We start from the raw sequence: 12,441 nt of genomic DNA, 5'->3' as shown, positions 1-12,441 counted from the left end.
ACAAGGCCGCTCCTACAAGGGCCGGGGATCGGCCCAGCATCTGTTTAGTGGCGGAAGTGGCGCATGCCGGTGAACACCATCGCGATGCCGGCTTCGTCGGCAGCAGCGATGACTTCTGCGTCACGCATCGAGCCACCCGGCTGGATCACGGCGCTGATACCCACTTTGGCCGCGTTGTCGATGCCATCACGGAACGGGAAGAACGCGTCAGAGGCCATGACCGCACCTTGAACCTGCAAACCTGCGTGCTCGGCCTTGATGGCGGCGATGCGCGCGGAGTTGACGCGGCTCATCTGGCCAGCGCCGACACCGATGGTCTGGCGCTGCTTGGCGTAGACGATGGCATTGGATTTGACGAACTTGGCCACTTTCCAGGCGAATACCAGGTCGTGGATCTCTTGCTCGGTCGGGGCACGCTTGGTAACGATCTTCAGGTCATCGGCGGTGATCATGCCGATATCGCGGCTCTGCACCAGCAGGCCACCGTTGACGCGCTTGAAGTCCCAACCGGCGGCACGCTCGGCTGGCCACTCGCCGCATTCCAGCAGACGCACGTTCTGCTTGGCGGCAACCACTTCACGGGCGGCCTGGGAAATTTTCGGCGCGATGATCACTTCGACGAACTGGCGCTCGACGATGGCCTTGGCGGTTTCGCCGTCCAGCTCGCGGTTGAAGGCGATGATGCCGCCGAACGCCGACTCGGTGTCGGTGGCATAGGCCAGGTCGTAGGCCTTGCGGATGCCGCCTTCGTCTTCAGGTACCACGGCCACGCCGCACGGGTTGGCGTGCTTGACGATGACGCAGGCCGGCTTGACGAAGCTCTTCACGCACTCCAGCGCGGCGTCGGTGTCGGCCACGTTGTTGAACGACAGTTCCTTGCCCTGCAGCTGGATGGCGGTGGAAATGCTGGCTTCGCCTTTCTTGGCCTCGACGTAGAACGCCGCGCTCTGGTGCGGGTTCTCGCCGTAGCGCATTTCCTGGGCCTTGACGAACTGGCTGTTGAAGGTGCGCGGGAACTCGCTGCGCGCTTCGGTGGACAGGGTGTCCTTGGCCTGGTCGATGGTGCCCATGTAGTTGGCGATCATGCCGTCGTAGGCAGCGGTGTGCTCGAACGCCTTGAGCATCAGGTCGAAGCGCTGGGCGTAGGTCAGGCCGCCGGCCTTGAGGCCTTCGAGGACGCCGGCGTAGTCGCTGGCGTTGACTACGATAGCCACGTCTTTGTGGTTCTTGGCTGCCGAACGGACCATGGTCGGGCCGCCGATGTCGATGTTCTCGATGGCGGTCGGCAGGTCACAGCCAGGCTTGGAGATGGTGGCTTCGAAGGGGTACAGGTTGACGGCGACCAGATCGATCGGCTTGATCCCGTGCTCGTTCATGATGGCATCGTCGGTGCCGCGACGGCCAAGGATGCCGCCGTGGATCTTCGGGTGCAGGGTCTTGACCCGGCCGTCCATCATTTCGGCGAAGCCGGTGTAGTCGGCCACTTCCACCGCGTTCACGCCGTTGTCCTTGAGCAGCTTGTAGGTGCCGCCGGTGGACAGGATCTCGACACCGAGCTGTTGCAGCTCACGAGCGAATTCGAGGATACCGGTCTTGTCGGAGACGCTGATCAGGGCGCGGCGGACTGGCAGGCGGGTAGTCTGGTCGGTCATTTCGGGTTCCAATAACGCGGTGGAGTCAGCAAAAAAGGCGTCTCCGTGCAAGGAGCCGCCTTTTTTGATTGGGATTCTGGCTTTACAACAAGTCGTACTGCTTGAGCTTCTTGCGCAGGGTGCCTCGGTTGAGCCCGAGCATCTCGCTGGCCTTGGTCTGGTTGCCCTTGACGTAGTTCATCACGCTTTCGAGCAGGGGCGCCTCGACTTCAGAGAGCACCAGGTTGTACACGTCCGTGACGGTTGCGCCTTCCAGGTGCGCGAAGTAGTTGTGCAGCGCCTTCTCGACGCTGTCGCGAAGGGTCTGGCCCTCTTCGCTCGGCGTGTTGAGGTGCTGTTTGAGGTTGGCGTTGTCGCTCACGGGCGTTGTTCCACTCACTAATGTCTCGGTCATCATCGTCATGCGGCCACCCCTTGTTCGTCCTCTGTCTCAAGGCTCTGTCGACGCTCGCTGAAATAGGCGCGAACGTTGGCGCACTGCGCTTGTGTTTCTTCCAAAGCGTTGAACCGGGCGCGAAACTCCTTGCCCCCGGGTCGGGTTGCCAGGTACCAGCCGACGTGCTTGCGGGCGATACGTACGCCCATCACATCGCCATAGAAGGCATGCAGCGCGGCCAGGTGCTCTAGCAGAATGCGTTCCACTTCGTCCAACTGCGGGGCCGGCAAACGTTGGCCGGTCTCCAGGTAATGCTCGATCTCGCGGAAGATCCATGGCCGCCCCTGGGCGGCCCGGCCGATCAGCAGGCCGTCGACCCCGGTGGCATCCAGCACCGCCCGGGCCTTTTCTGGCGAAGTGATATCGCCGTTGGCGAAAACCGGGATCGACACCGCCTGCTTGATTGCCGCGATGGTGTCGTATTCGGCAACGCCGGTGTACAGGTCGGCGCGTGTGCGGCCATGCACCGCTAGCGCCTGGATGCCGGCCTCTTCGGCAATTCTTGCGACGTTCAGGCCGTTCTTGTTTGCCCGGTCCCAGCCGGTGCGGATTTTCAGGGTCACCGGGACGTCCACAGCGCCGACAACGGCGTGGAGAATCTCGCTGACCAGAACTTCATCTTTCAATAAAGCAGAGCCTGCGGCTTTGTTGCAGACTTTTTTTGCGGGGCAGCCCATATTGATATCGATGATCTGCGCGCCCGCGGCGACGTTCGCCTGGGCGGCCGCCGCCATCATCTGCGCATCGCCACCGGCGATCTGTACCGAGCGTGGCTCGGGATCACCTTCGTGGATGCGGCGCAGGCTCGACTTGCGGCTGTTCCACAGGCTCATGTCGCTGCTGACCATTTCCGACACCACCATGCCCGCGCCCAGGCGCTGGCAAAGTGTACGAAAAGGCTGGTCCGTGACCCCGGCCATGGGCGCTAGGATCAGGTTGTTGCGTAGTGTGTAAGGGCCGATGCGTACCGCCGACATAGGTGTTCCCTGTTGTGGGGCCGAATCATTGGAGTTCGAAAAAGGGTTGGCATAATACCCGCTCTCGATGACCGGATAAAGATGGATTTGGATAAATTCTGAACAGTTGTCGGCTTATGCCGTTTGGTATGTCCGAGGATTTGGGGCTGCACTGCAGCCCCGGCAATCGTGCCCGTTATTCCGGCGAGCGGAAGCTCAGGCTGTAGTTCACGGCCTTGGGGCCTGGGTCGAGGATGTCCAGGGCGATGTGGATCGGCGTCTGGCTGGGCATTTCGCCACGTCCTGCCAGTTCGCCAGACAGATACTCGCTGGGCTTGAAGCGACGGCTGGCGATCAGTTGGCCGTTGAGGTCGGCGAAACGCAACTCGAGCAGCGGGAATGGCTGGGCGAAGGGCGCGCGGTTGTAGATGATCGCGTCGACGATCAGCGCCCCCTTGAAGTCGGGATGGCTACGGACCACCAGGTTGCTGCTCTTGATCCGGGCGATATCGACGCGGGTCGGCACCTGACAGCCGAACATCGGGCACACCTGCTGGAAGATCGGCCGGTACTGGTCCTGACGGGCCAGTTCGTCGAAGTGGAACCACACGTACTGGAACGCCAGCAAGCCGGCGGCCAGCAGGGTCAGCAGGCCCCACAGCAGGCGCCGCCCCCAGTTGGCCTGGGGTTTTTCCCAGTCCAGTTGCAGCGGGTCGTCGACCACGTCGACCAGCGGCTCCTTGCGCGAGGGCCGCTCGGCCTTGGCCGCCAGGCCAGGTTCCAGGCGCTCCATGGGCAGTGGCGCGATGACATCGACATCGTCGTCATCCCGGGCTGACACATGCAGCTCGGGTTCGTCATCGTCCCGGGCACTCAGACCGGTTTCGTGGATTGGCTCGTCATCGTCATGCGTGTCGACGTCGCGTTCGAGGGCGTGAGGCGCGTGGACGTCGTCGATATCGAGGTCGACAGCGGTCCCCAGGGTCGGCTCGGTCCGATCACCGGGGGCCGACTCGAGGTCCAGGTCTTGCGCGGGCTCCACCAGCATCGGTTCGTCGCCGTGGTCTTTCCGGGCTTCGACGGGGGCCTCGGTGGCGGTGCCGAATGGTTTGTCGGCCGCTTCGCTGCGGCGTTCCAGGCGCGCCAGTTCCTCATCCAGGTCGAGTTCGTCGAGTGCCTGGGCGGTCAGGGCCCAGTCCTCACGTGGCTCGGCGACTGGCTCGCTGGCCGGCGCGGCTGGGGGGATGGCCGCTACCGGTGCGGGCGCCGTCGGCGCGCTGGCAGGCAGCGCGCGGTTTTGCTCCAGCAACTGCTTCGCCGCGTTGAACACCTGCAGGCACTGCCCGCAACGCACGACACCACGCGCCACGCTCAGTTGGTGATGGGTGACGCGAAAGCTGGTCTGGCAATGCGGGCACTGGGTGACGAAACTGTCGGTCATGCGGCGATCCGGGAGCTGTGCAGAGGGTTAGTCTAGGCCCGCTTAGCGGCGCCGACCACTGATGCGCACCCAGCCGTCGCGTACGACGATCGGGTCGAGCGCGAAGTCGGCGGCGTAGGCCGCGGCCACTTCTTCACCCTGTTCGGCGAGGATGCCGGACAATGCCAGCAGGCCGCCAGGGCGGACCAGGCCGGACAATTGCGGCGCCAGCGAGACCAGCGGGCCAGCCAGGATATTGGCGACCAGCACGTCGGCCTGCATGGCCGGCATGTGCTCGGGCAGGTACAGGGCGAGCTTTTCGTCGGCAATGCCGTTGCGCCCGGCATTGTCGCGCGAGGCTTCGAGGGCCTGCACGTCGATGTCGGTACCGACCGCCTCGCGGGCGCCCAAGAGCAACGCGGCGATGGCCAGGATGCCCGAGCCGCAGCCGAAGTCCAGCACCTGGGTACCGTCGAGCTGCTGGCCGTCGAGCCACTCCAGACACAGCGCGGTGGTGGGATGGGTGCCGGTGCCGAACGCCAGGCCTGGGTCGAGCAGCAGGTTGACCGCATCCTTCTCCGGCGCGTCATGCCAGCTTGGCACGATCCACAGGCGCTGGCCGAAACGCATGGGCTGGAAGTTGTCCATCCAGCTGCGTTCCCAATCCTGGTCCTCGATCACCTCGGCCTGGTGCTCGGGCAGCGCGTCGGCGGTTAGCAGGCGCAGGTGGGCGAATACCTGCTCTGGGTCGGCATCGGCTTCGAACAGCGCCAGCAGGTGGGTGTGCGACCACAGCGGGGTGGTGTTGAGGTCGGGTTCGAAGATCGGCTGGTCTTCGGCGTCCATGAACGTGACCGAGACGGCACCTACTTCGAGCAGGGCGTCTTCATAGGTTTCGGCTTGTTCCGGGCTGATGGCCAGGCGTACTTGCAGCCAGGGCATGGCGGGCACCTTTGGTAAATCGACAGGGGCAGCCCGAGGCTGCGCGAAGGCTGGCAGTTTACGCGAGTGCAGGGGGTTTGTAGAGGAGGGGCTCAGACCGCGTGGGCTTCTTCGCGGGCAAGCCCGCTCCCACAGGATGAGCGGCGACTTCCTGTAGGCGTGGGCCTGCCCGCGAATTGGCCAGGACGGATCAATGCGCTCGCAGGAATTCCAGCAGTTTCTGGTTCACCTGCTCCGCGGCCTCCATCTGCACCATGTGGCCAACCCCCGGCACCACCAGCACCTCGGCCTCCAGCCCCTGCGCATGCGCCGCCGGGATGATCGCGTCCTCGGCGCCCCAGATCACCAGGGACGGATGCTGGCCCAGCACGTCACGCAGGTCATACCGCTGGCGGTCGCCTTCGGCGAGCGCCGCGCCAAGCTGGCGCAATGCTTGATCGACTCCCTCCAGACGCTTGAACTTGAGCATGTCTTCGAGCATCTGCCGGGTCACCAAACCAGGGTCGGCGAACAATTGCAGCATCGCCGGCTTCAGGGCGTTGCGGTTGGCGGCCGCGACGAAGCCTTGCAGGTAACTGCCATTGATCGCCTCGCCGAGCCCCGCGCTGGCCACCAGGCCCAGGCTGGCCACCCGTTGCGGGGCCAGGCGTGCCACGTTCAGGCACACCGCCCCGCCCATGGAGTGCCCGGCGAAGTGGGCGCGAGGAATGTCCAGGTGATCGAGCAATGCCAGCACGGCTTCACTCAGCTCATCCAGCGTGCCCTGCTGCAACGCCTTGGCCGACTCGCCATGCCCTGGCAGGTCCACGGCGATGACCCGGCGCTCGGCCGCCAGCGCCGGGTGGTTGAACAGCCAGTTATTGAGATCGCCACCAAAGCCGTGCACCAGCACCAGCGGCGTACCGCCCTCGCCAAGCTCGAACCAGCGCAGCAGGCGACCGGCCACCTCGGCCTTCTGCGGCTCGGGACCTTGGGCCTGGTCGGCGCCGCCCTGGGCGACGAACTCGGCCTGGAAGCGTTGCACCACCGCGTCGATTTCAACCTCTTCCACTTCGCCTTCCACGACCACCGCCAACAGGGCGCCGACCGGCAGGGTTTCGTCTGGCTTTGCCACCTGGCGCCGCAGTACGCCAGCGAACGGCGCCTCGACACTGCTGCTGATCTTGTCGGTCTCGACGTCCAGCACTTCGTCACCCTTGGTGATTTCGTCGCCTTCCTGCTTCAGCCACGTATCGACCCGGCCCTCGGTCATCGAGAGCCCCCATTTGGGCATGGTCAAGGTATGGATCTGGCTCATGCGGCGCTCCTTGCAGCTTCGATCACCTTGCGTACCGCTGCCTCGATCTTCGCAGCGTCGGGGATGTACAGGTCTTCCAGGGCATCGGAGAACGGCACCGGCGTGTGCGGCGCAGTGACCATCTCGATCGGGCCCTTGAGCGCCGCGAAGGCTTTCTGGGCGACCAGGGCGCTGATGTCGGTGGCCATCGAGCAGCGTGGGTTGGCTTCGTCGATGACCACCAGGCGGCCGGTCTTTTCCACGCTTTCCAGGATGCTGTCCTCGTCCAGCGGGCTGGTGGTGCGCAGGTCCAGCACTTCGCAGTCGATACCCTGACGGGCCAGGTTGTTGGCCGCCTCCAGTGCCACGTGGACCATGCGCCCGTAGGTCACCAGGGTCACGTCCTCGCCGTCGCGCAAGAAATTGGCTTCGCCAAAGGGCACGGTGTACACCTCTTCGGGCACTTCGCCTTGCATGCCGTAGAGCAGCTTGTGCTCGCAGAAGATCACCGGGTCGTTGTCGCGGATCGCCTGGATCAACAAGCCCTTGGCGTCGTAGGGCGAGGATGGGCACACCACCTTCAGGCCGGGGATGTGCGTCCACAGCGAGGTGAGCATTTGCGAATGCTGGGCGGCAGCACGCAGGCCGGCGCCGTACATGGTGCGCATCACCAGGGGGGTGATTGCCTTGCCGCCGAACATGTAGCGAAACTTCGCCGCCTGGTTGAGGATCTGGTCCAGGCAGCAACCGGCGAAGTCGACGAACATCAGTTCGCAGACCGGGCGCAGGCCTTGGGTAGCGGCGCCGACGGCAGCCCCGACATAGCCGATCTCGGAGAGCGGTGCATCCAGCACGCGGCCGGGAAACTGCGGGTAGAGGCCCTTGGTCACGCCGAGCACGCCGCCCCAGGCGTCTTCCTCGCCAGGGGCACCGGCGCCACCGGCCACGTCTTCGCCGATGATGAACACCGTGTTGTCACGGCGCATCTCCTGGGCCAGGGCCTCGTTGATGGCCTGCTGGTAGCTGATCTTTCTAGCCATGGTGATTCTCCTGTCGTTCTTGTTCTTCGGGCTCAGGGATAGGTGACGTAGACGTCGTTGAGCAGGTCGGCGGGTTGCGGCTTGGGATCGGACTTGGCGCGGCGCACGGCGTCTTCGATCAGGTCGTCGACGCGTGCGTCGATGGCATCGAGTTGCGCGGCCTGTAGCAGGCCGGCGCGGGTGGTCTTGTTGCGGAACTGCATCAGGCAGTCGCGGCTTTCGCGCAGGTTCTTCACCTCGTCCGCTGCGCGATAGGTCTGCGCATCGCCTTCGAAGTGGCCGTAGTAGCGGCTGAGCTTGACTTCGATCAGCGACGGGCCTTGGCCTGCGCGGGCGCGGTCGATGGCGGCGCCTGCGGCCTCGTGCACGGCGAAGAAGTCGAAACCGTCGATGGTCACGCCAGGCATGCCGAAGCCGGCGGCGCGGTCGGCGATATGGTCGCAGGCCACCGACCAGTTCGAGGCGGTGGCTTCGGCGTAGCCATTGTTCTCGGCGACGAAGATGCAGGGCAGGTTCATGATCGAGGCCAGGTTCATAGCCTCGAACACCGCGCCTTCGTTGGAGGCGCCGTCCCCGAAGAAGGCCACGGCCACATCGTCGTTGCCCTTGATCTTGGCCGCCAGCGCGGCACCGGCCACCAGGGGGGCTCCGGCGCCGACGATGCCGTTGGCGCCGAGCATGCCCTTTTCCAGGTCGGCGATGTGCATCGAGCCGCCCTTGCCACCGCACACGCCGGTCTTCTTGCCGTAGATCTCGGCCATCATGCCGTACACGTCGACGCCCTTGGCGATGCAGTGACCGTGGCCACGGTGGGTCGAGGCGATGCAGTCGCTGTCGCGCAGGTGCGCCATCACGCCGGCGGCCGAGGCCTCTTCACCGGCATAGAGGTGGACGAAGCCGGGGATCTCGCCCGTGGCGAACTCCACGTGCAGGCGTTCCTCGAAGGCGCGGATGGTGCGCATCACTTCATAGGCATGCAGCAATTGGTCTGAACTGAGCTGAGTGGACATCTTGTTGTTCTCCAGGGTTTGTCTCAACAGAGGGTTGCGGGGTGCAGCCGATGGCCGTGCGCGACGGCCAGCAAGTGATGGCGAGCGGCATGTGCCAGCACGGCCTCGACGTCGACGCTCAAGGGCCCGTGCAAGTCGAGGGTGACGGTGGGCGTGTCGCCTTCGGCGAACTCGATCTCGCGCTCGCCGTCCAGGGCCAGGGTGCCGGCCGCAAGGCTTAGGCGGTGAGGTACGCCAGGCGGCAGCGTGCCGCTGGCGGTAACGCCACAACCGTGCAGCAGGCCCGGCGCCAATGGCGCGATCAGGGCGTGCTCTGCACCCGGATTGAGGCGCACCCAGGCGCCATGCGTGGCCTGGCGGCTCACAGGGCACCACAGGCCGCACAGCGCTGACAGGCCGATGGCGTGGGGTTCGGCGAAGCAGGCGAAGACTTCGCTGATGTCTTCGCTGCGGCTGAGGGCGCGGGCGCCGATGAAGCGTTGCGGCGAGACGGCTACCTCGACCAGCGCCCATTCGCGCACGGCCTGTTGCGCTACCTCCACCAGCAGGCGCTTGTTGCGGCGCAGGGCGATGCTGGCAGGAATGCGGCCACAGGCGACCAGCCCGCCAGCCAGGCCCGCACTGGTGGCCTCGCGCAGTTCCGGAAAGGCATTGTTGGTGCCGGTGGACAGGGTCAGTAGCGGCGTGTCGCCGGCTTCGGCGGCGACCGCCTTGTGCGTGCCGTCGCCGCCGAGCACGGCGATCAGGACGACGCCGTGCTCGACCATCTGTCGGGTGGCCAGGCGGGTATCGCTGACAGTCTGGGTCAAGGGCAGTTCGAGGATTTGCAGGGGCGGCCAGTGCTGGTCGCGGGCCAGCGGGCCCTCACTGGCTTTGAGTACCGCGGCAGCGATGCCGGTCATGTCGCTTGGCAGCAGCACCTTGGTCACACCCGTGGCACCGAAGGCGGCGAGCAGGCGCTGGATGGCCGAGGCCTTGTCGGTGCTGGAGTAGAGCCCGGCGTTGGCGGTCAGGCGGCGCAGGTCGCGGCCCGAGGCAGGGTTGGCAATGATCCCGACGGTAATGGCGGGTTGCGGCATGGCGCACCTCGTATTCTTGTGTGTCTGGGCTTGAGCAAGCGCGGTGCCAGCTTTTCTCGGGTTGCCTGAAAGCACCGTTGCAGAGCGTTCGAGGCGATACCGCACAGGGCGAGGTCGCATGCCCGGGGAGACGCTGCGTGCCAGCGGCGGCCGGGCCTGGGCGAGACGCTGAGACGCAGCGTCTCAAGCCCACCGGTAATCACGCGGCGCTTGTCGGGGCTCGGCGGCAGGCGCTTAATGGCCGGACAACGACAAGAACAACAGGAACCGGAGGCCTCATGCTTGCCGCGAACTCCCGAGCCCATGTCGATTGCATCAGCCGGGTGCTGAAAAACGCCGAGCGCCTGCCCCAGGCACCGGTGCCGCCGCTGATCCTCGATTCATGGCGCCGTTCCATGGAGCTGTACCGACTCGACCCCGGGTCCCAGCAGGGGCCGCGCATCCTTTCCCAGACCCTGCTCAACGAATGCCGCGAGCGCGCCGAACTGTTCCTGCGCATCGCCAGCGATGCCGTGGCGCGCCTGCACCAGCGTGTACGCGGTGCCGACTACTGCGTGCTGCTGACCGATGCCCAGGGGCGCACCATCGACTACCGGGTCGAGTCGGCCATTCGCAACGACTGCCGCAAGGCCGGGCTGTACCTGGGCACCTGTTGGTCGGAAGGCGAAGAGGGCACCTGCGGAGTGGCGGCGGTGCTGACCAGCAAGGCGCCTGCCACGGTGCACAAGCGCGACCATTTTCGCGCCGCGTTCATTGGCCTGACCTGCACCGCGGCGCCGGTGTTCGACCCTTGTGGTGAACTGTTGGGTGTTGTGGATGTGTCGGCCTTGCAATCGCCGGATGACCGGCGCAGCCAACACCTGATCTTGCAACTGGTCGAGCAGACCGCTCGGGAGATCGAAAACGCCTTCTTCATGCACAGCGTCCAGGGGCACTGGGTGATGCGTGCCCATGGCACCCCTGGCTACGTGGAGAGCCAGCCCGACTATCTGCTGGCCTGGGATGGCGAAGGCCGCTTGCAGGCGATCAACAGCCTGGCCCGCGAACGCCTGCTGGCGCGCCACGGGCGTTTGCCCGAGCACATCGGCGAGCTGTTCGACATGGACCAGTTGCACCGCGCCAGCGACGCTTCGGCCCAGCGACTGCCGGGTTGGGGCGGACTCTACGGGCGCATCAGCGCGCCGCAGCGACGAGGGCGGGTGCAGCCTTTGCAACAACCGCAGGATCCGCGCATCGAACAGCATCTGAGGCTGGCCACGCGGGTCAAGGACTGCAACCTGGCAGTGCTGGTGCAGGGCGAGACTGGGGTCGGCAAGGAAGTCTTCGCCCGCCAGTTGCACCAGCAGAGCCAGCGCAGCGCGGGGCCCTTCGTGCCCCTCAATTGCGCGGCCATCCCCGAAAACCTGATCGAGAGCGAGCTGTTCGGCTATGTCGCCGGGGCGTTCACTGGCGCGTCGAGCAAGGGCATGCAAGGGCTGTTGCAGCAGGCCGATGGCGGCACTTTGTTCCTCGATGAGATCGGCGACATGCCACTGGGCTTGCAAACCCGTTTGCTGCGGGTGCTGGCCGAAGGCGAGGTGGCGCCGCTTGGCGCGGCGCGGCGCGAGCGGGTGGACATCCAGGTGATCTGCGCCACCCACCGCGACCTGGGGGCGATGGTCGGCGAAGGGCGCTTTCGTGAAGACCTGTATTACCGCCTGGCCAATGCCCGTTTCGAGCTCCCGGCCCTGCGCGAGCGCGAGGATCGCCTGGGGTTGATTCATCGTTTGCTGGTTGAAGAGGCGGATGCTTGTGGCGTGGATGTGACGCTGGCCGACGATGCGTTGCAGGCGCTGCTGGTCTATCGCTGGCCCGGAAACCTGCGCCAGCTGCGTCAGGTTTTGCGCTATGCCTGCGCGGTCAGCGAGGGTGGGCAGGTGGGTTTGGAGAACCTTCCACAGGAGCTGCGCGGCGATGCCGTGCCTTCGGCGCAGGTCGGGACCTCCAGCCCTGCTCGGCAACTGTTGCTCGATGCCTTGATCCGCCATCGCTGGAAGCCGGCGGAAGCGGCGCGGGCGTTGGGGATTTCGCGGGCGACCTTGTATCGACGGGTGCATGAGCATCGGATCGAGATGCCGCGGATGAAAGGGTGACAGCCTGCTTTGTAGGTGACGTGAGACATATGTATCTGATGGCGTGCAAGAGACGACTTTAAGGTGGAGGCCTCTTCAATCATTCGAGTGCTCTCCCATGAACGATATCGATGTCCTGCAGCAGCGGTTAACTCAGTGGTGTGTTTGTCGGGGAGCTTGGCTTGGCATTTAGATCGTGAGCTGATCCATTGTGTGTAGCGGCGCTACTGGCCCCTTCCGCCTTTACGGCGGGTCCCTTTTGTCTTGGCAAAAGGGACGCAAAACCGCTCGCTCCTGCATCCGGCCCTCCGCTTCGCTACGGGTCCCCTCGCTACGGCGCCTTCCGGGCCCGCGCGGCCTACGACTTGCTGCGCAAGTCTACATCTCGCGCCTTCGGCTACGCCGAAGGGTGCTGCGCACCTGGCCCTACAGGCGCCTACGCTCGGCCTCCTGACGTCGCGAAGTTAGGGGCGGCGCCTGCACTGGCGTTATCTTCGAAAGAGACACCGCGCTATCCGC

Annotated in this window: 10 protein-coding genes; 1 reads left to right on the top strand and 9 read right to left on the bottom strand. The window is 65.3% G+C overall.

All coding sequences use genetic code 11. From position 1 onward, the window contains the following. Positions 1-44: 44 nt before the first annotated feature. The 9 genes from purH to E6B08_RS27085 form a co-directional block, all read right to left on the bottom strand. Complete coding sequence (purH, locus tag E6B08_RS27125; RefSeq protein ID WP_136916781.1) at positions 45-1,652, bottom strand: bifunctional phosphoribosylaminoimidazolecarboxamide formyltransferase/IMP cyclohydrolase; 1,608 nt, start codon at positions 1,650-1,652, stop codon at positions 45-47. A gap of 82 nt (positions 1,653-1,734) precedes the next feature. Next, complete coding sequence (gene fis, locus E6B08_RS27120) at positions 1,735-2,055, bottom strand: DNA-binding transcriptional regulator Fis (RefSeq protein WP_008093076.1); 321 nt, start codon at positions 2,053-2,055, stop codon at positions 1,735-1,737. After that, positions 2,052-3,065, bottom strand: coding sequence for a tRNA dihydrouridine synthase DusB (gene dusB / locus E6B08_RS27115; protein ID WP_136916780.1), 1,014 nt, complete (start codon positions 3,063-3,065; stop codon positions 2,052-2,054). Before dusB ends, fis begins: the two co-directional genes overlap by 4 nt. Positions 3,066-3,240: 175 nt before the next feature. After that, a complete protein-coding gene (locus E6B08_RS27110; RefSeq protein WP_136916779.1) occupies positions 3,241-4,485 on the bottom strand; it encodes a DUF3426 domain-containing protein in 1,245 nt (414 codons plus the stop codon). A gap of 42 nt (positions 4,486-4,527) precedes the next feature. Beyond that, the gene (gene prmA, locus E6B08_RS27105; protein WP_136916778.1) at positions 4,528-5,406 is read right to left on the bottom strand and encodes a 50S ribosomal protein L11 methyltransferase; all 879 of its coding nucleotides are present in this window, start codon (positions 5,404-5,406) and stop codon (positions 4,528-4,530) included. Between the two features lie 190 nt (positions 5,407-5,596). Then, the gene (locus tag E6B08_RS27100; RefSeq protein ID WP_136916777.1) at positions 5,597-6,703 is read right to left on the bottom strand and encodes an acetoin dehydrogenase dihydrolipoyllysine-residue acetyltransferase subunit; all 1,107 of its coding nucleotides are present in this window, start codon (positions 6,701-6,703) and stop codon (positions 5,597-5,599) included. Next, positions 6,700-7,722 (bottom strand): alpha-ketoacid dehydrogenase subunit beta, encoded by a 1,023-nt coding sequence (locus tag E6B08_RS27095; RefSeq protein WP_136916776.1) that lies wholly within the window; start codon positions 7,720-7,722, stop codon positions 6,700-6,702. The genes E6B08_RS27100 and E6B08_RS27095 overlap by 4 nt, the downstream gene beginning before the upstream one ends. Before the next feature lie 32 nt (positions 7,723-7,754). Then, positions 7,755-8,732, bottom strand: a complete 978-nt coding sequence (locus E6B08_RS27090; protein WP_136916775.1) for a thiamine pyrophosphate-dependent dehydrogenase E1 component subunit alpha — start codon at positions 8,730-8,732, stop codon at positions 7,755-7,757. Positions 8,733-8,755: 23 nt separating this feature from the next. Then, complete coding sequence (locus E6B08_RS27085) at positions 8,756-9,811, bottom strand: ATP-NAD kinase family protein (protein WP_136916774.1); 1,056 nt, start codon at positions 9,809-9,811, stop codon at positions 8,756-8,758. A 278-nt stretch (positions 9,812-10,089) separates the two neighbouring features. Between E6B08_RS27085 and E6B08_RS27080 the strand changes: the two genes are divergently transcribed. After that, positions 10,090-11,943 (top strand): sigma-54-dependent Fis family transcriptional regulator, encoded by a 1,854-nt coding sequence (locus tag E6B08_RS27080; protein WP_136916773.1) that lies wholly within the window; start codon positions 10,090-10,092, stop codon positions 11,941-11,943. Positions 11,944-12,441 lie beyond the last annotated feature (498 nt).

It is taken from the genome of Pseudomonas putida, from assembly GCF_005080685.1.
GTDB classification, from domain to species: domain Bacteria; phylum Pseudomonadota; class Gammaproteobacteria; order Pseudomonadales; family Pseudomonadaceae; genus Aquipseudomonas; species Aquipseudomonas putida_V.
This window is presented reverse-complemented; position numbering and strand designations above follow the sequence as displayed.